This is a genomic window from Proteus sp. FZP2095 (assembly GCF_023701425.1).
GTDB lineage: Bacteria > Pseudomonadota > Gammaproteobacteria > Enterobacterales > Enterobacteriaceae > Proteus > Proteus cibarius.
In genome coordinates this window covers 194,685-216,623 of record NZ_JAMQBJ010000005.1, presented here as the reverse complement: position 1 = coordinate 216,623, position 21,939 = coordinate 194,685, and the positions used below count along the sequence as shown (strand labels likewise).

The window sequence follows — 21,939 nt, the reverse complement described above, 5'->3', positions numbered from 1 at the left end:
TGCACAAAGTATCGTCAAACAAACTTTTTTTTTCAAAAAGCACTAGACAGACAGAGCGTAAATCCGTACTATCCTCTCCCGCAACGGCGTGAAGCGCCCGTAGCTCAGCTGGATAGAGCGCTGCCCTCCGGAGGCAGAGGTCTCAGGTTCGAATCCTGTCGGGCGCGCCATTAAAGCGTGCTAAGAGTTACGGTGAAGAACGTTGTTGTAAGAAGTAATAAGATAGCTGTTATGGTGGCTATAGCTCAGTTGGTAGAGCCCTGGATTGTGATTCCAGTTGTCGTGGGTTCGAGTCCCATTAGCCACCCCATCTTATCTTAGTTATTGTTTATGCGAGGGTGGCGGAATTGGTAGACGCGCTAGCTTCAGGTGTTAGTGTCTTAACGGACGTGGGGGTTCAAGTCCCCCCCTTCGCACCAATAAACAAGATAAGAGCAGTAATGCAGACGGCGAGTAGCGCAGCCTGGTAGCGCAACTGGTTTGGGACCAGTGGGTCGGAGGTTCGAATCCTCTCTCGCCGACCAATAAGAAAAAGCCTCGATTATATCGAGGCTTTTTCGTATCTACGATTTGCCTTTTTAAAAGTCGTAACACCATTTCTACTTCTACTTCTACTTCTACTTCTATAATTCGTTACTCTTTTCATATTTTTATTTATTGTTATGTGTTCCAGATAAGAAAGCCCAAATGACGTTTTTAACAAAAATGCCATCCTTGACACTTAAGGGCTATTAATAATTTAATTTATTGCCGAATTTTAATCTTCATAAAAAGATAGGTAAAATACGTAAAATAATTGGCCGTAATTATATGAAATATAAGGCTTTTATTTTGTTTGTCGGTAAATGCCAACACTCGTCATTTTTATTGTCTCCAATAGGAGACATTTAACCCATTGATTTTAAGTGGTTAAATAGTTGGTGTGTTTTTCTTGTCGTGAAAAAGAGACGTATATCAGACCCTATATTTTCTTTTCTATTTAGCAATAGCATGATGAAAGCACAGGCTATAGATTTTTTATCATTGAAAATGAGTGAAGCGAGAAAGGAAAACTAAAATTCAATAAGTTACCTTATGCTTTTTTAGAGAGAGAATATTTTTCATAAAAAATGAAAAATTGGCATGCTTAATGCACTATCTATTTTGTAGATGCTCATTCCACTCCTTATGACAGCGTATGGCTTCATAAACCTAGGAATGATGCAGAGCCGATTATTCGGTGCCTACGTCCACGTTAACGATGAACATCATTCATCATCAACAGGACGAAACGTTGAGTGAGGCACCATCCGTCTGTAGACCTGATTGTATATTTATACGCCTGTATAGTTTTATACAGGCGTTTTTTTATATACCAACCACACATCCATTTTGTATTCATCGCATTATCACGCTATTATCCAGCTCAAGGGTAGATTGGAGATAGCATCATTATGATAAATAAACAAAAAGCATATCTTGCACAAGAAAAACTCTTTCTTATAGAGAAGTTTGGCCCACTATTATTCTTTTTGATCCCTCTTATCGTGCTCATTATTGGTGGTAAATCATGGGCAAAATATGTGGCTTTTCTTTGTCAGGGGATCGCTCTGATTTATATTGTTGTGTTTTATCAGGCGAGAAAACATTACCTGTCATTTAAGCAAGAAAATGAGAAGGGAATACCCACTCGTTTTTATCGAATTGCTTGGGTGTATGTATTTTTGACTTTATGTGTAGAAGTGGTATTGCTATTTCAACATGGCTTTTAAATCAAATAAAAAAACCCTCAATAAAGAGGGTTTTTAAATCAGTCGCTCAAACAATTTATGATCACGTTCTTATCGAATGAGTTTATTTACTTTTTTTCGGCTCTTCAAAAATGACAGAATCTTTTTTCAGTGTCATTAATAAAGCATCTTTACGTACTTTCGCAGACTCTTCAGATTTTTTCTGTTTATCTAATGCATCAGCAAGCCACGCAAAGTCATGGACATCAGGACGTTGCTTTAACGCATTACGGAAAGCTTCTTCAGCTTGAGCCCATTGTCCTTGTTGCATTGCAATCTGACCTAATGTGCTATTGAGTAATGGCGTTGGCCCATGTTGTTTAATTAATGAATTGAGTACTTTCAAAATAACATTGGCATCTGTATTTTTTAAACGAGGTAATAGTAAGATCAATCGTTCATCATACTGACGTTTAACGCCGTCTAAGATGATCGTTTGAGCAGTCTCTGGATCGTTGCACTCAATAAGGTGTTCAGCTAAAACGACACGTAATGCATTATCGTGATGTACTTTACGCGGTTGTGCTTTCCACCAATTCTTCAACCCATCACAGCCATTTTCGGACATTTTCTGTCCCATAATACCGATATAGGCTTTTTGGCGTAATTGCTCTAGTTCATCATCCGTATGTAATGCAATTTTTTGCATAGAAGGAATGATATCAAGCAATGCTTGCCAAGCTGCTGTTCGTGTATAAGCGACTTCTGCAAGACGTAACACTTCAGGATGGCGTGGTGCTTGATTTAATAATTCATCAACTCCAGTACGTGCTGCATGATTTTCGTTTTGTGCTAATAAAATACGCACTCGTGTGATATCAACAGGAAGCTGATTGGTATCGGCAAGTTCAGCTGCACGTTCAAGGTGTTGCTGAACTCGGAATTCATCACCACGTTGCTGTGCGGCTTCAGCGGCTAATAGGTAGTTTACAACGGGCTGTTCTGCATAATCTGCATTACGGCTCATCAGTTTTTCAACTTCTTTAAAATCACCTTCCGCTAATTTCATTAATGCCATGCTGGTTTGTTTACGTGCACGATTACGTTTACGGAAAGAAAACCAACTATATGCTTTTGACCCTGTACCAATAAAACGGCGATAGCTCCAACCAATGAGTAACAGTGCTAATTGCAATAAAACAAACATAATAACAAGGCTGGTTACACTGGTTTCAATATCCCAATCATCAGTTTGTATAAGCACATAACCTTGGTGGCCTGCCAAGAGTGGACCAAAAATGATGCCGGCAATAAGCACCACAAAAAGGAGCAGTATTTTTAACATAAGCTTATTCTCCTTGTTGTGTTACTGGTGTATCAGTCGTTGCACTATCAGCCGCAGCATCTTGCACGTTCTCTGATGCATTATGCTCAGCCTCTACGGGTTGGGCATCTTGGGCTTCAACAGCTTGCGCTTCAGCCACTTGTGGCTCTGCATACTCATTTTGTGCCAGTAAATTGCGAATTTGCTTTTCTACACGTTTCTCTAGCAGTGTCGGGCTTTTCAATTCTGATGGCATTGCAAGCGTAATAGGTTGCTTCTCTAATTCAGATACCGTATCTAGAAATGCGGTTGTACTTGGATCAGAGGTATCAAAATAAGCTCGTACCCAAGTGGATACCGCTTCCAGAGATTGCTGATAAGTTTCAGTTTGGTGACGAGGCACGGCTTGAGAAGCAATTAATAAACGTGAACGGATATTCTCACGTAAATAGACATCTTGATTAGGTGCTAATAAAGGAACTGATGCGGTATCACGGCGACGAATGGTAATAAAATCATCCATAAAGCTTTTCCAGCTCTTACTTAGATTTTGTTTCCAATCAGAAAGTGAACCTGAAATGGTTTCGTCGTTTTTATCCATTGGTGAGCCGTTACGCTCTAAACCGGCTAAACGGAGATTATCAATCTGATTCGCTAACTGGTTTAATTGTAAGATGATGCCATCATTATCAATTTTGGTGAGTGCGGCTAAACTGCTGATATCTTCATTAATAGCACGACGGATTTCAAGTAAACTCGGATCGTTCATTTCCGCTAAGCTACTGTCAGCACCTTTTAGTAGACTTACAGCGGTCACGACATCTTGATCATTCCATAACTTACGACCAGCCATTTTCACCATAAAATCGGCTTGAGCTAATAACCAGCTTTTGACGTCTGCACTGGAAATAGCAGCAAATCGTGTTTGTAGATCTTGAATTTGACGCTCTGTCGTTTGGCGCTCGTTTTGTAATTTATCGATAGTCTGTTTTTGTGAGTTAAACATGCTATCAATATTGTCAAAGCGTTGTTGATAAGTATTTTGGAGTTGTTGTAATTGGGCAAGCTCAGATTTGAGTGATTGATTTTCTACACTCAGCTTTGATGCTTGTTGATTGGTGTAATAATAAAGGCTACCACCGATTGCTAAAATAACAAGGATAGCAACAGCACTTCCAATTAGACCTGAGCGCTTGTTATTAACAGGTTTGACTTCCTGATAGCGGACATTCTCATCAGCTTTAGCTGCATCTTTTGGCAAGTCATTATCATTCGTATTTTTCTGTTCCGTCATATCGGCGTCTCATTTAGGTTCTATATTAATGCATGAAATAAAGCATCATTATTGGCACTTTCAGCAACGGTGACGGTTTCCCACCCTAATGTTTTTGCTATTGTTGCTAATCGTTCACTGACCACAAGTAAATGGCAGTTTAACAGCCATGCTTTTTTAGATTCAGCGACCAGATCAAAGAGTTGTTGTAACATTTCACCGCTAGTGACAACAAGCGTATCAACCTGCGCTTTTTCCCATTGAAGCGCAAAGTCTTCAGGGGAATAATTAATAAATAGACGTTGGTAACATTCACATTCATCAACGATCGCACCTCGTTGACTCAATGTTGTTGCGAGTAAATCACGACCACCGTTACCTCTAAGCAGTAATATTCGTTTGTTTTTCACCTGATTAAGTGCAGGAAGTTGGAGAAGATCTTCACTGGTTTCTCCTTGCTCAGGGTAGCAAATTGGAAGACTGCTTAAATGTTGGAAATCTTTCGCTGTGCTTTGGCCTATTCCATAATAGGATAGCGTATCTGGCCATGATTGTTGTAATTGATTTAGCTGCCAGTTTGCGTATGACACCGCATTTTTGGAAAGTAAAAATATACAATCACCCGCTCTTAATCCTTTTAGTTTAGCATCTAATAAAGGGAGTTCACGACCCGCAGTGATCTCGATTAAAGGTGCTTGAAAGGCTGTTTTCCCCGCATCAATTAAGCGCTGAGTTAATGCCTCTCCTGCTGGATTGGGGCGAGTGATTAAAATACTCATGCAGGTGTGCTGCCTTGATACACGGCGGTTAAAATAGCTCGCGCACCTTTATCTAAAAGCTCTTCAGCCAATGAGATACCCGCAGTTTCTGCCTCTTCTGGGGTAACTAAACGTTCGCCACGCAAAATAGTTTCACCATCAGGAGAACCGACTAAAGCACGTAACCAAATTTTGTCATCTTGCCAAATGGCATAGCTTCCAATAGGAACTTGGCAACCGCCTTCAAGACGAGTATTCATTGCACGCTCCGATTTAACGCAAACTGCGGTGCGTGTGTGATTGAGAGCATCTAATAGCTGGCGAGTTTCATTGTCATCTAAGCGACACTCAATACCAACAGCTCCTTGTCCAACCGCGGGTAAGGATTGCTCTGCAGATAATGGTGTACGGATACGCTCGTTAAGACCTAGGCGCTTTAAGCCAGCAACAGCAAGAATAATGGCATCGTAATCGCCATTATCTAATTTTCCTAAGCGAGTACCTACATTGCCTCGCAAATCACGAATAATTAGATCTGGGCGTTGTGCTTTTAATTGGCATTGGCGGCGTAAACTGGATGTACCTACAATGCTACCTGCTGGCAGTTCGTCTAAAGAATCATAATGATTAGAGACAAAAGCATCACGGGGATCTTCGCGTTCACAAATAGTAACTAACCCTAAACCTTCTGGAAAATCAATAGGAACATCTTTCATAGAGTGAACGGCAATATCTGCCCGCGATTCAAGTAGAGCAAGTTCTAATTCTTTTACGAATAGTCCTTTACCACCTACTTTAGCTAAAGGTGTATCTAGAATGATGTCACCTTTAGTGACCATCGGTACTAATTCGACGACTAAACCTGGATGAGTAAGTTGTAGTTGTTCTTTCACATAAAGTGCCTGCCACATAGCAAGAGGGCTTTGGCGGGTAGCAATACGGATGGTACTTTTTGGCATAATAGTATTATCTCTTCCGAGCGATTAGCGATATTTTTGTTTAGAAATAAGGCATTGTTTTAACACTTTAAGGCCCAATTTTCCAGTTAAGGCGCTTTGTGTCGTGATTATAACGAAAGAAATGAGGTCATTATCGAAAAAGAAAAAAAGAAAAAGGAAATAGAAAATAAGTAAATTATCAATGAATACTATTGAGTTTAGTTATTTTTAGAATTTTATTCTTCTTATATCTATATAAAAAGTGTGGTTATTTACAAAAATAAAACATCAGGTTAATTTTTTTAACATTCAGTAAGTGGAAGATGATGTAAATATCATATTTAATCTGAACATATTGATAAAACAACCATTATTTTAAATCCTCTTATCTTCCTTATTATTTTTTTATATATAAAAACACGATAAATTTTAACAAAAATATTATTAAATAAAAGAAGGAGAAATAATTAAAATAAAGAAAAGAATTTATTCTTGGATTAAATAAATAATTAATAAAAATTAAATATTATTTTAAATATTATTATCGCAATATTAAAAATAGAATTCTTATTTTAATCGGAAATATAGAAAATAATCAAAAAATAGAAATAATCTATTATTATCAATTGGTTGCTTTTATTTTTACTTTTTTATCTATTTTTTATGTTTTGTCAAAATTTATTTTTAGTTTCATCATCAAGTAAACAGGGGTTTTTGTGGGGTAAAGGGAGGATTGAGAGATTTTTTTTATCATTTTTTTTATGGGTGGAATAATTTATCCTTATGATTATAAAGATATTTATCTGTTGGCTTTACACGATTAAGCGCTTAAATATCACTTTTAGATCTTGGTGCTATATTTTGAGTTCCTCTTTACGCCTTGCGCTCAAGGTGTTAAATTGATCACGTTTCCGAGATTTTGTTAGTAAAGTTTTATCTATTAATATACCTAACTCAACCTTGGTCACTTATAAACTCAGATTCTACTATCTTCTTAGTATTGTTCAGGCGAAACTCTTGTATCTTTATATTGAAACACTGAAGCAACGGCTGGATGCGATTAATCAACTCAGACTGGAACGAGCATTTGCATCGATGTGTGATGTTTTTAAACAGGTCTATGGTTTAATTCCTGTTTTATTACATTACCACCATCCTGAGTTGCCCGGCTACATACAAGGAAATGTTCCTCACGGTACATGTTTCTTTGAACCTGATGACATGCAACGTCAATGGGCGAATAAGCTGGTTAACGCATTATGTGATAATCCGATGGATGGATACGCCAATGGAGAGTTACCAATTACTGGTATCTATTCAATGGGGAGTACTTCTTCTATTGGTCAAAGTCACTGCTCTGATATTGATATTTGGGTCTGCCATCAATCATGGCTAGATCAAGGTGAACGTGCACTTTTACAACGCAAATGCCAATTAATTGAGCAATGGGCTGGCGAACTTGGTATTGATGTTACGTTTTTCTTAATTGATGAAAATAGATTTCGTCATCATGCAAGCGGTAGCTTAGGTGGAGAAGATTGTGGCTCTACCCAACATATTCTTTTACTTGATGAGTTTTATCGTACAGCGGTACGTTTAGCAGGCAAGCGCTTACTATGGACGATGGTGCCTATTGAAGAAGAGCATCATTATGACGAATATGTTAACTCCCTTTATGCTCAAGGTGTCTTAACGCCAAATGAATGGCTAGATCTAGGGGGGTTAGGTGAACTTTCTGCTGAAGAGTATTTTGGCGCAAGTTTATGGCAACTCTATAAAAGTGTCGATTCGCCTTATAAAGCGGTACTAAAAAGTATTTTATTAGAAGCCTATTCAGCGGATTATCCTAATGGGAAATTGCTGGCATTAGAAATGAAGCAACATCTACATCGTGGTGAAATCGTCAATTACGGTTTAGATGCTTATTGTATGATGCTTGAGCGTGTCACTCGCTATTTGGTTTCTATCAATGATTTAACTCGCCTTGATCTTATCCGTCGTTGCTTCTATCTGAAAGTGTGTGAAAAATTATCTAACGAAAAAACACAAAACGAGCCAGAAGGCTGGAGACGACAAGTCTTATCGCAATTGGTTACTCAATGGCAATGGGATAATGAACGCTTAACCGTACTTGATACGCGTGATAGTTGGAAAATCGAGCGAGTGCGCGATGCACACAATGAATTATTAGATACGATGATGCAAAGCTATCGTAATCTTATTCGTTTTGCACGTCGTAATAATTTAAGTGTTAGCGCAAGTCCACAAGATATTGGTGTCTTAACTCGCAAACTTTACGCTGCGTTTGAGGCATTACCCGGTAAAGTTACACTGGTTAATCCACAGATATCACCTGATTTATCAGAGTCACATTTAACCTTTATTTATGTGCCACAAGGTCGAGCAAATCGTAGCGGATGGTATCTATATAATCGTGCCCCTGATTTTGAAAATATCGTTGGACATCAACCATTAGAATATAACCGCTATTTAAATAAATTAGTGGCATGGTCTTACTTTAATGGGTTGTTAACGAAAGAGTCTCGAGTTTATATTCATCAAGGAGAATCCTCTTGTGATGAAATTAAACTGCATGAATTAGTTAGGGATATGTCGAGCCATTTCCCAATTCGTTTACCTGCACCAACACCGAAAGCACTGTATAGCCCTTGTGAAATTCGACACCTCGCGATTATTGTTAATTTGGAAACTGACCCAACAGAGAGTTTTTCTGATCAAGTGGTTCACTTTGATTTTAGAAAACTCGATGTCTTTAGTTTCGGTGAAAAAGAGCAGTGTCTTATTGGTAGCATTGATTTGTTGTATCGTAACTCTTGGAATGAGGTCAGAACTCTCCATTTCAGTGGTACACAATCTATGTTGGAATCGCTAAAAACGATTTTAGGTAAAATGCACCAAGATGCGGCTCCACCTGCTTCTGTTGAAGTATTTTGTTATAGCCAACATTTGCGGGGTTTAATTCGTACTCGTGTTCAGCAGTTAGTCTCGGAATGTATTGAATTGCGGTTATCAACAAATCGTTTAGAGCCAGGACGTTTTAAAGCTTTACGTATTGCTGGGCAAACGTGGGGATTGTTTTTTGAACGCCTCAATGTGTCGGTACAAAAATTAGAAAATGCGATCGAGTTTTATGGTGCAATTTCATATAACAAACTTCATGGATTGCCGGTTAAATTAGATAAAGATGCTCGCTATTTACCTGCGGTGATTGATGGTTTTGCTTGCGAAGGGATTATTCAATTTTTCTTTGAAACCACAGAAGATAATAATGTCTTTAATATCTATATCTTAGATGAAGCAAATCGCGTTGAAATTTATTCCCATTGTGAGGGAAGTAAAGAAGAGTTAGTGAAAGATGTTAGCCGTTTCTACTCTTCATCTCATGACCGATTCACATACGGCTCAAGCTTTATTAATTTTAATCTGCCACAGTTTTATCAAATTGTGAAAGTGGAAGGATCAACACAAGTGTTACCTTTTGCGGGTGGATCCTTTGGTAAATTATCCGATCTGGGAAGTAAAGAAGCCCAACCTGAGATGAATGTTATTGCCCACGGATTTACAGATTATAAAGCGGTGCAACACTCTTAATTGAGTACAAATCAGTTAATACAAATGGGAGCCTTGATAGCTCCCATTATTGTAGTTAACTGTTGTGGCTAACTGCGTTTCTTAGAAAGAAAACGCTTCCCCACTTTGTTCTGTTATCGCTTGCGCTAGCATGGTTAAAAATTCACCGCCACTTCTATCACAAATCCATTGTTCATCTTTCCAATCAAAGTGATATCCACCAGAGCGTGTCGCTAACCAAACTTGATGAAACGCTTCCTGACGATTAATAATAATTTTGCTATTATTTTCAAAGGTTAATGTCATTACACCGCCATTGATTTCACAATCAATATCTGCGTCACCTTCATAATTATCAATAGTTTGTTCTATTTCTGACAAGAGTTCGTCAGCTAATTGGTGAAATTCACTGTCGTTCATCTTCATTTCCTATTTGCTTTTCGAGATCTAACTGCGATTATAGAGGATATTAACCAAATAAATGACAGGCAGATTTCGAATGAAAACGTATTTACGTTGCACTCTTGCTATAATAACACTGATTTCTCTTTCTGGTTGTGGCTTGAAAGGCCCTCTTTATTTCCCTCCTGAAGATACTCAGGCAAAAATGACACAGTCATCCCAGCCAACCCAGCAAGTTGAGAGCGTCTCAACTCAGACCAATTAGTCAATCTTAGAAACGGTAACTTCGTTTCAGGCAGGGGCAAGATGCAATTTTCAAAAATGCATGGTCTTGGCAACGACTTTATGGTGGTCGATGCTGTGACTCAAAATGTTTATTTTTCACCAGAATTAATCTGTCGATTAGCAGATCGCCATACTGGTGTTGGGTTTGATCAATTGTTGGTGGTTGAAGCACCTTATGATCCCGAACTCGATTTCCATTATCGCATTTTTAATGCAGATGGAAGTGAAGTTGCACAGTGCGGTAATGGTGCTCGTTGCTTTGCTCGATTTGTGAGATTAAAAGGCCTTACAAACAAAAGAGAGATAAAAGTCAGTACACAGTCTGGCAGAATGACTTTGAATGTTATGGACAATGATGATGTGTGCGTCAATATGGGCGAACCTGAGTTCGAACCTCAAAAAATCCCTTTCCGTGCACAAAAGGCAGAAAAGACCTATATTATCAGGGCAATGGAACGCACTGTATTGTGCGGTGTCGTTTCAATGGGAAATCCTCATTGCGTTATTCAGGTTGAGGATATTAAAACAGCAGAAGTTGAGTTGTTAGGGCCAGTGTTAGAGCAACATGAACGGTTCCCTGAACGTGCTAATATTGGTTTTATGCAAATCGTAGACAGAAGTAACCTTCATTTACGGGTGTTTGAACGTGGTGCTGGCGAAACGAAAGCTTGTGGTAGCGGGGCTTGTGCAGCAGTTGCAATTGGTATTTCACAAGGTTTATTAGATAAACGAGTGAAGGTAACTTTACCGGGTGGATCGTTGCTAATTGAATGGAAAGGAGAGGGTAACTCTCTTTATATGACTGGGCCTGCGACGCATATTTATGATGGGATCATTCAGCTATAATATTATTTTTTGAGAGGCTATCTGTATGACGGATAAAAATGAGCAGTTCTGTTGCCCTGAAACAAACGAACTTAATGATCAACAAGTGATCCGTTACCTCAGGGAGCATCCTGGCTTTTTTATCCGTAATGCAAGTTATATTGAGCAAATGCAAGTTCCTCATCCCGTCAGAGGAACCGTTTCTTTAGTCGAATGGATAATGTCGCGCCAGCGTAACCGCATCCATTATCTTGAAGAAGATATGCGTTTGTTGATAGAACAAGCCTCTGAAAATGAAGCACTGTTTAGCCAACTCTTATTATTAATTTCTGAACTATCCAACAGTGCTTCTCTTCACGAAATGCTAGAACGCTTAAACCTGTGGGCTAAGGGATTAGGGCTTTATTCAGTTCAATTACGCCTATTTACCGATCGCTGGCAATTACAGCCACCTTTGGATGCACAAGACCTACCATTATCTCGCCAAGCGTTTGAACATTTTCGCATTCAGCGTATGGGCGATGATAATCACTATTTAGGTACATTAAACGGGCAAGAGATCATGTTATTGATGCCTAAGGTACGACGCTCAGGTTCTGTTGCACTCTCATTGCTAGGGCATTATGGTGATTTGGGGGTGATTATTTTTAATAGCCGAGATAACCAACACTTTCAGGAAGGAATGGGAACTGTAATGCTTGATAAGCTCGCTCATATTTTACCAGAATTGTTACTTCGTTGGGTTGCAAGGCAATGAACCAGCCAATAGACATTCCAGAAACACTCTCTGTCTCTATCGAACAATTCCTGCGTTATATTCAAGTTGAACGCCGATTAAGTCCTGTCACCGTAGAAAATTATCATCGACAACTAACTGCATTAGCGCAAATGATGATAGCGATGAAAATCACACAATGGGTATCACTTGAAAGCCAACATGTACGTATGTTACTAGCGAAAAGTCATCGTAGTGGGTTACAACCGACTAGTCTTGCTTTGCGCTTTTCGGCGTTACGTAGCTTTCTTGATTGGCAAGTGGCACAGGGAATGTTAGAGGTTAATCCAGCAAAAGGTATTCGCACACCTAAATCTGGTCGTCATCTTCCTAAAAATATGGATGTCGATGAAGTTAGCCAATTGATGAATATCGACTTAAAAGATCCTCTTTCTGTTAGAGATAGAACCATGCTGGAAGTGATGTATGGTGCAGGATTGCGTCTATCAGAATTGACTAACTTAAACATGAGCGATATCGACATGAATGAAGGTGAGGTTCGTGTTTTAGGTAAAGGAAGTAAAGAACGAAAAGTACCGTTAGGAAGAAAAGCGATAGAGTGGTTACAGAATTGGTTTCCGATGCGAGAGCTCTATGCACCTGAGGATAAAGCTGTCTTTATCTCAACCCAAAGCGGTAAGCGTTTATCTGTGCGCAGTGTACAAAAACGGTTTGAACTTTGGGGTATTAAACAAGGACTAAGTAGCCATGTAAATCCTCATAAATTACGTCACTCGTTTGCTACGCATTTATTGGAATCGAGTGGTGATTTACGTGCTGTACAAGAATTATTAGGGCACGCTAATTTATCGACCACGCAAGTCTATACCCACTTAGATTTTCAGCATTTAGCGAAAGTCTATGATGCTGCTCATCCGAGAGCTAAGAGAGAAAAATCATAATGCGCTTTTACAGAACTCTGACGCCAATTGCTGCGATGACTTTTGATTTAGACGACACACTGTATGACAATGTGCCAGTAATGGACAGAACTGAAAAAGAGACGATGGATTTTATTCGTCAATATGATCTACGTTTTAATCATTTCACAGAAAAAGATGTGAATGCCTATAAAAAGCCACTTATAGAAAACAATCCTGATATTTTTCATGATATTACGCAGTGGCGTTGGCTTGCGGCGAGAAATATGCTGTTAGATTACAACTACAGTGAAGCCAAAGCACAACAAGGTGCTGATGAAATTATGGCGCACTTTGCTTATTGGCGTAGTCGCATTAATGTACCTAAAAATACCCACCAAGTTCTCACAGAGTTGGCGCAGAAGATACCATTAATTGCGATTACAAATGGTAATGCAAACCCATTAAGTTGTGGTCTAGGGCAGTATTTTTCACATATTTTAAAAGCTGGCCCGGATGGTCGCTCTAAGCCTTATCCTGATATGTTTGATAAAGCTGCTTCACTGTTAAATCTTCCACATGAGAAAATCCTACATGTGGGTGATCACCTTGTAACAGATGTCGAGGGCGCCGTTAATAGTGGATTACAAGCGTGCTGGATTAACCTTGATAACCGTAGTTTGTTTGAAGAAGGTGAAACCAGAGTAATGCCACATATTGAAATTACAGATTTAAGCAAACTGATAGAACTCGTTTAATGTGATATTCGGTAAGAATGGCACAGATACACGTGGTTAAAAAAGGCTTTATTTTGCATAGCGCGTGAATTCCTGTTAGTTTGTTGCTTACTCTCTATTTCTGTATATATCCACAGTATTTTCTTCACTAAATGATTGGTAATTATGGACGTCTCATATCTGCTAGAAGGCCTTAACGATAAACAGCGCGAAGCAGTAGCCGCACCTCGTATTAATATGTTGGTGTTAGCTGGTGCAGGTAGTGGTAAAACACGGGTACTGGTACATCGTATTGCTTGGTTATTATCTGTTGAACAAGCTTCTCCTTTTTCGATTATGGCTGTGACGTTTACCAATAAAGCTGCCGCAGAGATGCGCCATCGTATTGAAGACTTAATTGGTACAAGTCAAGGCGGTATGTGGATTGGCACTTTCCATAGCCTTGCTCATCGTTTATTACGCGCACATTATCTTGATGCGAATTTACCACAAGACTTCCAAATTATTGACAGTGATGATCAATATCGCCTTATTCGTCGTATTGTTAAGTCAATGGATCTTGATGATAAACAATGGCCTGCACGTCAAGGTATGTGGTATATCAACGGTAAAAAAGATGAAGGTTTACGACCACAACATATTCAAACCTATGGTAATCCCGTTGAAACAACGTGGTTGAAAGTATATCAAGCATATCAAGAAGCTTGTGATCGCGCAGGGCTGGTGGATTTTGCTGAGCTTTTATTACGCGCTCATGAACTTTGGCTTAATAAACCTCAAATTTTAGAGCATTACCAAAATCGCTTTACCAATATCTTGGTTGATGAATTCCAAGATACTAACCGCATTCAATATGCATGGATAAGAATGCTCGCAGGTCAAACGGGTAAAGTAATGATTGTTGGTGATGACGATCAATCTATTTATGGCTGGCGTGGTGCGCAAGTTGAAAATATTCAAAATTTCTTAAATGAGTTTCCTGGCGCAGAGACTATCCGGTTAGAGCAAAATTATCGTTCTACAAGTAACATTTTAAAAGCCGCGAATGCGCTTATTGCCAATAACAGTGACAGATTAGGTAAAAACTTGTGGACTGAAGGTGCAGAAGGCGAGCCTATTTCGCTGTATTGCGCTTTTAATGATTTAGATGAAGCGCGTTATGTTGTTGGCCGAATTAAGCGCTGGCAAGAAGAAGGTGGTGCGCTAACAGACTGTGCCATTCTTTATCGTAGCAATGCCCAATCTCGTATAATGGAAGAGGCGTTATTACAAGCCGCTATGCCATATCGTATCTATGGTGGTCAGCGTTTCTTTGAACGTCAAGAAATTAAAGATGCCCTCTCTTATATGCGATTAACGGCGAATCGCCATGATGATGCTTCTTTTGAACGTGTTGTGAATACACCAACACGGGGTATTGGTGATAGAACATTAGATATTGTTCGCCAAGTCGCGAGAGATAACCAAATTACCTTATGGGAAAGCGCATTACAGGTTATCGAACATAAAATGTTGGCAGGACGTGCAACTGCTGCAATTCAACGATTCTTAGAACTGATTGAAACACTCGCCTCTGAAACAGCAGATATGCCATTACATGTGCAAACAGACCGAATTATTCGTGATTCAGGTTTAAAAGCGATGTATGAGCAAGAAAAGGGTGAAAAAGCACAAGCTCGTATTGAAAACTTAGAAGAGCTAGTCACCGCGACTCGCCAATTTAGTTATCAAGATGAAGACGAAGATTTAATGCCTTTGCAAGCGTTTCTTTCACATGCCGCATTAGAATCAGGCGAAAGCCAAGCCGATGCATATCAAGATGCCGTGCAGTTAATGACACTTCACTCTGCTAAAGGGCTCGAATTTTCACAAGTCTTTATTGTGGGTGTCGAAGAAGGGATGTTCCCAAGTCAAATGTCGTTAGATGAGGGGGGGCGTTTGGAAGAAGAACGTCGCTTGGCTTATGTCGGTGTCACGCGAGCAATGAAAAAGTTAACACTTACTTACGCTGAAAACCGCCGTTTATATGGAAAAGAAGTCAACCATAGGCCTTCTCGTTTTATTGGTGAGTTACCTAAAGAGTGTGTCGAAGAAGTCCGTTTACGTGCGACAGTTTCACGTCCTGTTAATCATAGTCGTTTAGGCACTCCTATTATCAGCAATGATAGTGGCTATTCACTTGGGCAACGTGTGAAGCACCCTAAATTTGGTGATGGCACCATTATCAATATTGAAGGTAGCGGTGAGCATTGCCGACTACAAATCGCTTTTAATGGTGAAGGGATTAAATGGCTGGTGGCAGCATTTGCTCGACTGGAATAAGCTTTGATTTAAAGTGAACTAGCATTATCCCAATATAAAAAAACACCCTTGCTTATTTGATAGATAAGCTGGGGGTGTTTTTTTAAGGGAAGTTCACGTTGGTTACTTAATAATCTCGTTATCTATTCTTGCTTAATGGGATTAATTGATGAAGCTCTCTAGTGTCTTCTTTCATACCTACTCTTTTGCCATAACTTGCTCGCGAACTTCGCCTGTCTCTTTTTCTAGTAATGAATTATTGATCGAAAATACTGAGGAAGTTCTTTGTGATACTTATCATCCCAGTAAACCTATCAATAAATCTGAAGAAGATTTGTACTGTAAATTATTGAGACATCAGCGTGATTTTATTCCCCGGTTCAATCTCTATTACAGTGCTGTCACTAACCATATTCAGTTGATTAATAATGTAATATCTACGTTATTTAGGCGTTCTCATCGTTCTGTTGAGGAGATATCAAGGAGTGCTAATTCATTGAGGAAAAATAAGAAGAAAAAACTCTCTTCCGCTTTTATACAAATTAGTAATTTAACGGAAGAGCGTATTTTAGAAGGTTAGTTACGTCTTAATCGACGTTGTGTATAGAGCGCATCAAGCGTAAAGAGGATCAGCGCAACCCAAATAAAGCCAAAGGTGACTAATCGTTCCGCGTCAATTTTTTCGCCATATACCATTGTGGCAAGAATAAACATCAAGGTTGGGCCAATGTATTGGAAAAAGCCCAAGGTTGATAAACGCAGATGGTGAGCCGCTTCTGTAAAGAGCAATAGTGGTACTGTTGTAATAATACCGGCCGCAATTAATAAAGTATTTAATGACCAACTATTTGCAAGCATATTGCTAGTCGGCGAATGTGTGAAAAATAAGATATAAACTAATGCGACAGGGAATAGCCATAATGTTTCTACCAGCATGCCTGTTTGTGCATCAACACCCAATTTTTTACGCAGTAAGCCATAAAGACCAAAAGTCACGGCGAGGCTTAATCCAATCACAGGTACTGAACCAAAGTGCCAGAGTTGAATAAATACACCAGTAAATGCTAAACCTACTGCTACCCATTGCATACGACGGAAACGCTCACTTAAGAAAAGCATACCAAACAGTACGTTAACCAGTGGGTTAATAAAGTAACCAAGACTGGCTTCTAGCATATAGCCGTGGTTAACCGCCCATATATAGGTAAGCCAGTTAGTTGCGATAATGACGGCGGTCAGTGCTAAAAGAAGAATTTTTTTAGGTTGACGTATTAATTGGCGTAAATAAGGCCAATGACGGCTAATCGTCATTAAAATCAACATAAAAAAGAACGACCATAAAATACGGTGCGTTAAGATCTCTTCTGCAGGCACTTCTTGAATGCTTTTAAAATAAACAGGGGCAATACCCCAGATCAAATAGGCGCCTAAGGCACATAAAACGCCTTTCATCGTGTTTTTCTGGCTCATGCTATCTCTGGAATTGATGGAAAGGAAATGTGTGACGGGGTTATCATACCCAATGACATTATCTACTGTGTCATTAGGCATGTATTTTTACAAGTAATTAATACTAATCCAAGTATCATCGTGCGCAATGGGTTTTAATAAAGGCTTAACCTACAATATAGGTTGCTGTTCCACTGGCAATATGAACTTGTTTTTCATTATGTAATTCAACACGAGCAACAGACACTTTATTGCCACTGCGTAAAATATGGCTACTCGCTGTAAAACATTCTCCACGTCCTGGTCTTAAATAATCAACACGTAAGTCGATTGTGCCCATATTAGCGAGTTTTTGTTCGAGTTGCTCTTGGGATATTGGTGCCAAACGTGTTAATGCGTTACCGACACAAACTAGTCCTGCACTGACATCAAGTACAGAAGCAATGAGTCCACCATGTAAGATGCGCTGGGCAATATTGCCAACAAGTTTATCTTGATACCGAAATTGAATTTCAGCGTAGTCTTGTTCAAAGCGAACTAGCTCTAAGCCAATTAATTGGTTAAAGGGCATCTTATAAACAAAAACATGACCAATTAGTGTTTGAGCCTCTTCTAATGTTAACTGTTTTTCCATTTTTAGAACCCCTGATATCACGTCATTAAGTTAATGTTATGTTAATAATACATGACAAAATCGTAATTGCACATTCGTGCTATAAATATAATGGTGTGAAAATATACGAGATTTAATGGCGATTACGTGTAAAATATGGGCACTAAAGTGTAATAAAGCATATATATAAGAACTAATTTTAAAGTAAGTACTAACTTTTATACTATTCAATAATGAAACAGGATAATTAACTATGCGTTACATCCGTTCTTTACTTGCGGTGACTTTATTCTATTCAGCATGGGGATTTGCATCCGAAATACAAGCATCATCATCTCCTGCACCGCTTGTTCAGGGCAGTATCATTTCTGGTTTATTACAAGAGTACGATTCACCTTTTGTTCTTTATCCTTATGAATCCAATTATATTATTTACACAGATACCTCTGATATGAATAAAGAGGCTATTCAAAGCTATGATTGGGGGAATAAGGCTAAAAAAGATGAGGTGAAATTTCAGCTTAGTTTGGCTTTCCCGTTATGGCGAGGCATTGCGGGTGAAAACTCTGTTTTAGCAGCATCTTATACTCAACGTTCTTGGTGGCAATTAAGTAATAAGAAAGAATCAGCCCCTTTTCGTGAGACAAACTACGAACCGCAACTTTTTCTAGGTTGGGCAACAGACTATAAATTTGCGGGATGGACTCTTCGTGAAATAGAAACGGGCTTTAACCACGAGTCGAATGGACGTTCTGATCCTACATCTCGTAGTTGGAACCGTGCTTATGCACGTTTTATGGTACAAAAAGGTAATTTACAGCTTGATCTAAAACCTTGGTATCGCTTTAGTGAAAGTGCTCAACGTGATGATAATCCAGAGATTAATCGCTATATGGGTTATTACCGATTAAAAGCGGGCTATCGATTAGGTGAAAGTGTGATCACTGCGACCGGACGTTATAACTGGAATAGTGGTTATGGTGCGGCTGAATTGGGTTGGAGCTACCCAATTACTAAGCATGTGCGCTTTTATACCCAAGTATTTAGTGGTTATGGCGAATCAATGATTGATTATAACTTTCGTCAGACTCGGGTCGGTGTTGGTGTGATGCTTAATGATATGCTGTAATTTTCCCCATTCTGAGGTAGCATAGCGCTATAAATGATGATGGCACCTTCATATTGGTGCCTTTTCTTTTACTCCTCATCATAGTTTTTATCAGCAGCTTTTCAGAGGAACGGTGTGTCCACAGCAGAAGTTCTTAATTCAATGCCATCGGCACAGGCTATTTTGCGAGAAACCTTTGGTTATCAGCAGTTTCGTCCTGGTCAGCAAGAAATCATCCATACCATTACCACTGGGAGAGATTGTCTAGTTGTGATGCCGACAGGGGGTGGAAAATCCCTTTGTTATCAAATCCCCGCATTATTACTCGATGGGTTGACCGTGGTTGTTTCGCCACTCATCTCACTGATGAAAGATCAGGTTGATCAACTTTGCCTTCATGGTATTGAAGCTGCTTATTTAAATTCAACCCAAACGCGTGAAGAGCAGTTTGATGTTCAAATACGTTGTCAAAAGGGTGAAATAAAACTGCTGTATATTGCCCCTGAGCGTTTAATGATGGAGAGTTTTCTTCATCAATTAGTGCAATGGAAACCCGTATTACTCGCTGTTGATGAAGCGCACTGTATTTCACAATGGGGACATGATTTTCGTCCTGAATATCGTGGCATAGGGTTATTAAGACAATATCTTCCTGATGTTCCCATTATTGCTCTGACGGCAACTGCAGATAATACAACACGTTACGATATTATTAATCAGCTAGTGTTGCGTGATCCGTTAATCCATATCAGTAGTTTCGATAGACCGAATATCCGCTACACTTTAGTAGAGAAGTATAAACCACTTGATCAGCTTTGGTTATTTATTCGTGGTCAGAAAGGAAAGTCAGGCATTATTTACTGTAATAGTCGCAATAAAGTCGAAGAAACAGCAGAGCGCCTGAGTAAGCGAGGATTAAGCATCGCGGGTTATCATGCCGGAATGGAAATTGCACAACGTGCTAAAGTACAAGACGCTTTTCAGCGTGATGATTTACAAATTGTGGTAGCGACTGTCGCGTTTGGTATGGGAATAAACAAGCCCAATGTCCGATTTGTTGTTCACTTTGATATTCCGCGAAATATTGAATCTTATTATCAAGAAACAGGGCGTGCAGGGCGAGATGGATTACCTGCAGAAGCTGTATTATTTTACGATCCCGCCGATATGGCGTGGTTGCGTCGTTGTTTAGATGAAAAGCCAGAAAGCGATCAAAAAGCCATTGAAATGCATAAGCTTAATGCAATGGGAGCATTTGCTGAAGCTCAAACATGCCGACGCTTAGTGTTACTAAATTACTTCGATGAACATCGACAAAATGCTTGTGGTAACTGTGATATTTGCCTTGATCCTCCTAAGCAATATGATGGTTTAGTGGATGCACAAAAGGCACTGTCTTGTATTTATCGCACTGGTCAGCACTTTGGTATTGGTTATATTGTTGAAATTTTAAGAGGCGCGAATAATCAGCGTATTCGAGATTCAGGACACGATACATTACCTGTTTATGGTATTGGTAAAGCGCAAAGTCATGAACATTGGGTGAGTGTTATTCGTCAGCTTATTCACCTAGGTATGGTGACACAAAATATTGTTCATCGCTCAGCATTACAACTGACAGAGATGGCAAGGCCAATCTTACGTGGTGAAGTACCATTACAATTAGCCGTACCGAGATTATTAAGCCCGACCAAAAGCCGTAATCAACAAACAAAAAATGCCCATAGACAGTACGATAGAAAATTATTTGCGAAACTACGTAAATTACGTAAATCTATTGCTGATGAAGAAAACATTCCGCCATTTGTCGTCTTTAATGATGTCACATTGATTGAAATGGCAGAGCAGTGCCCCGTTTATCCAGATGAACTGTTATTAATAAATGGTGTTGGACAACGAAAATTAGAACGATTTGGACCCGCTTTTATGACACTCATTCGTGACCATATTGAGGGCTTCGAATAACGCCAATAAGGAGAGCCAATGACAACCACTCTGTTTAAATATTCGTGGTTATCGCGTGAAAAGCAGTTTTCTGCATTTACGAACGGTCTCTTATTGGATTTTTGGGGGCAACGTGAAGAAGGTGAATTTGTTGGTGTTGATAGGGCAAAAATTCGCTATGTTCATTGGCGCTCACCATCGCACAATAAAGCACTGGTTATTGCTTCAGGCCGTAGTGAAAGCTATGTAAAGTACCCTGAAGTTGCATTTGATTTCTTTCACTCAGGCTATGATATTTTTCTTCTCGACCATCGAGGACAAGGGCTTTCTGACAGACTATTAGAAGATACGCAAAAAGGGCATGTAGAGAAATTCAGTGATTATATCGATGATTTCTCGACATTCGTTGATACGGTAGTGTTGCCTTTTCAATACCCACATTATTTTGCGTTAGCTCACTCAATGGGCGGTGCTATCTTAGCGGGGTATCTTCTAAAGCAACCTCATGTTTTTAAAGCCGCTGCATTAAGTGCGCCGATGTTTGGTATTAAATTACCTATACCTCGCTGGGTAGCTAATTTTTTAGTTAACCGAGCAGAACAAAGTCAATCTGAAAGAAATAACTACGCGGTATCAACAGGTAAATGGTTTCCACTGCCATTTATCCTTAATGTGTTAACACATAGCCATGAGCGATATCGTCGGTATTTACGTTATTATGCTGATTTTCCAGAACTACGATTAGGCGGACCTACTTATCATTGGATGGGGGAAAGTCTAAAAATGGGAGATTGGTTAATTGAACATGCGGGAGAGATTAATACCCCTCTATTAGTGCTCGAAGCAGAGCTTGATAAAGTGGTAGATAATCAAGAGCTAAGGGCTTTCTGTGAACGTTATAGTCAGTCCAGAACAAGAGAAGAAAAGCAAAAACTGCCACTGGTGATTGAGGGTGCGCATCATGAAATCTTGTTCGAAATAGATAAGCTACGCTCACAAGCATTAAATGAAATCTGTGAGTTTTATGATAAGCATTTATTTTAATCA

19 protein-coding genes and 4 tRNA genes are annotated in these 21,939 nt (G+C 39.3%); 16 read left to right on the top strand and 7 right to left on the bottom strand.

What is annotated here, in order from left to right; all coding sequences use genetic code 11:
• The first annotated feature begins 93 nt into the window (after positions 1–93).
• The 5 genes from NBG71_RS16955 (at position 94) to NBG71_RS16935 (ending at position 1,751) form a co-directional block, all read left to right on the top strand.
• Positions 94–170 (top strand) — tRNA-Arg (locus NBG71_RS16955).
• A 64-nt stretch (positions 171–234) separates the two neighbouring features.
• Positions 235–310: transfer RNA gene (locus NBG71_RS16950), tRNA-His, on the top strand.
• 22 nt (positions 311–332) lie between these two features.
• Positions 333–419, top strand: a tRNA-Leu gene (locus NBG71_RS16945).
• A 28-nt stretch (positions 420–447) separates the two neighbouring features.
• A tRNA-Pro gene (locus NBG71_RS16940) sits at positions 448–524 on the top strand.
• A 909-nt stretch (positions 525–1,433) separates the two neighbouring features.
• Positions 1,434–1,751, top strand: coding sequence for a hypothetical protein (locus tag NBG71_RS16935; RefSeq protein ID WP_075674235.1), 318 nt, complete (start codon positions 1,434–1,436; stop codon positions 1,749–1,751).
• A gap of 82 nt (positions 1,752–1,833) precedes the next feature.
• Here the strand turns inward: NBG71_RS16935 and hemY are convergent, their stop codons facing one another.
• Genes hemY through hemC form a run of 4 tightly spaced genes read right to left on the bottom strand, consistent with a single transcriptional unit; the run spans position 1,834 to position 6,023 of the window.
• The gene (hemY, locus tag NBG71_RS16930; protein ID WP_075674236.1) at positions 1,834–3,054 is read right to left on the bottom strand and encodes a protoheme IX biogenesis protein HemY; all 1,221 of its coding nucleotides are present in this window, start codon (positions 3,052–3,054) and stop codon (positions 1,834–1,836) included.
• A gap of 4 nt (positions 3,055–3,058) precedes the next feature.
• Positions 3,059–4,327 (bottom strand): uroporphyrinogen-III C-methyltransferase, encoded by a 1,269-nt coding sequence (gene hemX, locus NBG71_RS16925; RefSeq protein WP_075674237.1) that lies wholly within the window; start codon positions 4,325–4,327, stop codon positions 3,059–3,061.
• Between the two features lie 20 nt (positions 4,328–4,347).
• A complete protein-coding gene (gene hemD / locus NBG71_RS16920) occupies positions 4,348–5,085 on the bottom strand; it encodes a uroporphyrinogen-III synthase (protein ID WP_075674238.1) in 738 nt (245 codons plus the stop codon).
• Positions 5,082–6,023, bottom strand: coding sequence for a hydroxymethylbilane synthase (hemC, locus tag NBG71_RS16915; protein ID WP_075674239.1), 942 nt, complete (start codon positions 6,021–6,023; stop codon positions 5,082–5,084). The genes hemD and hemC overlap by 4 nt, the downstream gene beginning before the upstream one ends.
• A gap of 996 nt (positions 6,024–7,019) precedes the next feature.
• Here hemC and NBG71_RS16910 point away from each other — a divergent pair.
• On the top strand, positions 7,020–9,614 hold the full coding sequence (locus tag NBG71_RS16910) for a class I adenylate cyclase (RefSeq protein WP_075674328.1): 2,595 nt from the start codon (positions 7,020–7,022) through the stop codon (positions 9,612–9,614).
• Between the two features lie 81 nt (positions 9,615–9,695).
• Here NBG71_RS16910 and cyaY read toward each other — a convergent pair whose 3' ends face one another.
• A complete protein-coding gene (gene cyaY / locus NBG71_RS16905) occupies positions 9,696–10,013 on the bottom strand; it encodes an iron donor protein CyaY (protein WP_088494024.1) in 318 nt (105 codons plus the stop codon).
• Between the two features lie 79 nt (positions 10,014–10,092).
• Here cyaY and lptM point away from each other — a divergent pair, with 79 nt between their 5' ends.
• The 7 genes from lptM (at position 10,093) to NBG71_RS16870 (ending at position 16,358) form a co-directional block, all read left to right on the top strand.
• On the top strand, positions 10,093–10,260 hold the full coding sequence (gene lptM / locus NBG71_RS16900) for an LPS translocon maturation chaperone LptM (protein ID WP_075674326.1): 168 nt from the start codon (positions 10,093–10,095) through the stop codon (positions 10,258–10,260).
• A 41-nt stretch (positions 10,261–10,301) separates the two neighbouring features.
• Positions 10,302–11,126, top strand: a complete 825-nt coding sequence (dapF, locus tag NBG71_RS16895) for a diaminopimelate epimerase (RefSeq protein WP_075674325.1) — start codon at positions 10,302–10,304, stop codon at positions 11,124–11,126.
• Positions 11,127–11,151: 25 nt separating this feature from the next.
• The gene (locus NBG71_RS16890; protein WP_250917035.1) at positions 11,152–11,862 is read left to right on the top strand and encodes a DUF484 domain-containing protein; all 711 of its coding nucleotides are present in this window, start codon (positions 11,152–11,154) and stop codon (positions 11,860–11,862) included.
• The gene (gene xerC / locus NBG71_RS16885) at positions 11,859–12,782 is read left to right on the top strand and encodes a tyrosine recombinase XerC (RefSeq protein WP_075674323.1); all 924 of its coding nucleotides are present in this window, start codon (positions 11,859–11,861) and stop codon (positions 12,780–12,782) included. Before NBG71_RS16890 ends, xerC begins: the two co-directional genes overlap by 4 nt.
• Entirely contained in the window at positions 12,782–13,498 is a 717-nt protein-coding gene (yigB, locus tag NBG71_RS16880; protein WP_075674322.1) for a 5-amino-6-(5-phospho-D-ribitylamino)uracil phosphatase YigB, read from the top strand. Before xerC ends, yigB begins: the two co-directional genes overlap by 1 nt.
• 144 nt (positions 13,499–13,642) lie before the next feature.
• Positions 13,643–15,799: a DNA helicase II gene (gene uvrD / locus NBG71_RS16875; RefSeq protein ID WP_250917034.1), complete on the top strand. Its 2,157-nt coding sequence runs from the start codon at positions 13,643–13,645 to the stop codon at positions 15,797–15,799.
• Positions 15,800–15,947: 148 nt separating this feature from the next.
• A complete protein-coding gene (locus NBG71_RS16870) occupies positions 15,948–16,358 on the top strand; it encodes a hypothetical protein (protein ID WP_143484147.1) in 411 nt (136 codons plus the stop codon).
• Here NBG71_RS16870 and rarD read toward each other — a convergent pair.
• Positions 16,355–17,248, bottom strand: coding sequence for an EamA family transporter RarD (gene rarD / locus NBG71_RS16865; RefSeq protein WP_075672776.1), 894 nt, complete (start codon positions 17,246–17,248; stop codon positions 16,355–16,357). The genes NBG71_RS16870 and rarD overlap by 4 nt on opposite strands.
• 145 nt (positions 17,249–17,393) lie before the next feature.
• Positions 17,394–17,861: a thioesterase family protein gene (locus NBG71_RS16860; protein WP_075672777.1), complete on the bottom strand. Its 468-nt coding sequence runs from the start codon at positions 17,859–17,861 to the stop codon at positions 17,394–17,396.
• A 232-nt stretch (positions 17,862–18,093) separates the two neighbouring features.
• Between NBG71_RS16860 and pldA the strand changes: the two genes are divergently transcribed.
• From pldA to pldB, 3 genes are all read left to right on the top strand, one after another.
• A complete protein-coding gene (gene pldA / locus NBG71_RS16855) occupies positions 18,094–18,969 on the top strand; it encodes a phospholipase A (RefSeq protein ID WP_075672778.1) in 876 nt (291 codons plus the stop codon).
• 114 nt (positions 18,970–19,083) lie between these two features.
• Positions 19,084–20,913: an ATP-dependent DNA helicase RecQ gene (gene recQ / locus NBG71_RS16850; RefSeq protein ID WP_075672779.1), complete on the top strand. Its 1,830-nt coding sequence runs from the start codon at positions 19,084–19,086 to the stop codon at positions 20,911–20,913.
• An 18-nt stretch (positions 20,914–20,931) separates the two neighbouring features.
• Entirely contained in the window at positions 20,932–21,936 is a 1,005-nt protein-coding gene (gene pldB, locus NBG71_RS16845; RefSeq protein WP_099660289.1) for a lysophospholipase L2, read from the top strand.
• Positions 21,937–21,939: the final 3 nt, after the last annotated feature.

What these genes read in the sequence shown, in the direction of transcription:
- NBG71_RS16935 (WP_075674235.1), top strand. Translation starts at nt 1,434, where the DNA reads ATGATAAATAAACAAAAAGCATATCTTGCACAAGAAAAACTCTTTCTT.
- hemY (WP_075674236.1), bottom strand. Translation starts at nt 3,054, where the DNA reads ATGTTAAAAATACTGCTCCTTTTTGTGGTGCTTATTGCCGGCATCATT.
- hemX (WP_075674237.1), bottom strand. Translation starts at nt 4,327, where the DNA reads ATGACGGAACAGAAAAATACGAATGATAATGACTTGCCAAAAGATGCA.
- hemD (WP_075674238.1), bottom strand. Translation starts at nt 5,085, where the DNA reads ATGAGTATTTTAATCACTCGCCCCAATCCAGCAGGAGAGGCATTAACT.
- hemC (WP_075674239.1), bottom strand. Translation starts at nt 6,023, where the DNA reads ATGCCAAAAAGTACCATCCGTATTGCTACCCGCCAAAGCCCTCTTGCT.
- cyaY (WP_088494024.1), bottom strand. Translation starts at nt 10,013, where the DNA reads ATGAACGACAGTGAATTTCACCAATTAGCTGACGAACTCTTGTCAGAA.
- lptM (WP_075674326.1), top strand. Translation starts at nt 10,093, where the DNA reads ATGAAAACGTATTTACGTTGCACTCTTGCTATAATAACACTGATTTCT.
- dapF (WP_075674325.1), top strand. Translation starts at nt 10,302, where the DNA reads ATGCAATTTTCAAAAATGCATGGTCTTGGCAACGACTTTATGGTGGTC.
- NBG71_RS16890 (WP_250917035.1), top strand. Translation starts at nt 11,152, where the DNA reads ATGACGGATAAAAATGAGCAGTTCTGTTGCCCTGAAACAAACGAACTT.
- xerC (WP_075674323.1), top strand. Translation starts at nt 11,859, where the DNA reads ATGAACCAGCCAATAGACATTCCAGAAACACTCTCTGTCTCTATCGAA.
- yigB (WP_075674322.1), top strand. Translation starts at nt 12,782, where the DNA reads ATGCGCTTTTACAGAACTCTGACGCCAATTGCTGCGATGACTTTTGAT.
- uvrD (WP_250917034.1), top strand. Translation starts at nt 13,643, where the DNA reads ATGGACGTCTCATATCTGCTAGAAGGCCTTAACGATAAACAGCGCGAA.
- NBG71_RS16870 (WP_143484147.1), top strand. Translation starts at nt 15,948, where the DNA reads ATGAAGCTCTCTAGTGTCTTCTTTCATACCTACTCTTTTGCCATAACT.
- rarD (WP_075672776.1), bottom strand. Translation starts at nt 17,248, where the DNA reads ATGAGCCAGAAAAACACGATGAAAGGCGTTTTATGTGCCTTAGGCGCC.
- NBG71_RS16860 (WP_075672777.1), bottom strand. Translation starts at nt 17,861, where the DNA reads ATGGAAAAACAGTTAACATTAGAAGAGGCTCAAACACTAATTGGTCAT.
- pldA (WP_075672778.1), top strand. Translation starts at nt 18,094, where the DNA reads ATGCGTTACATCCGTTCTTTACTTGCGGTGACTTTATTCTATTCAGCA.
- pldB (WP_099660289.1), top strand. Translation starts at nt 20,932, where the DNA reads ATGACAACCACTCTGTTTAAATATTCGTGGTTATCGCGTGAAAAGCAG.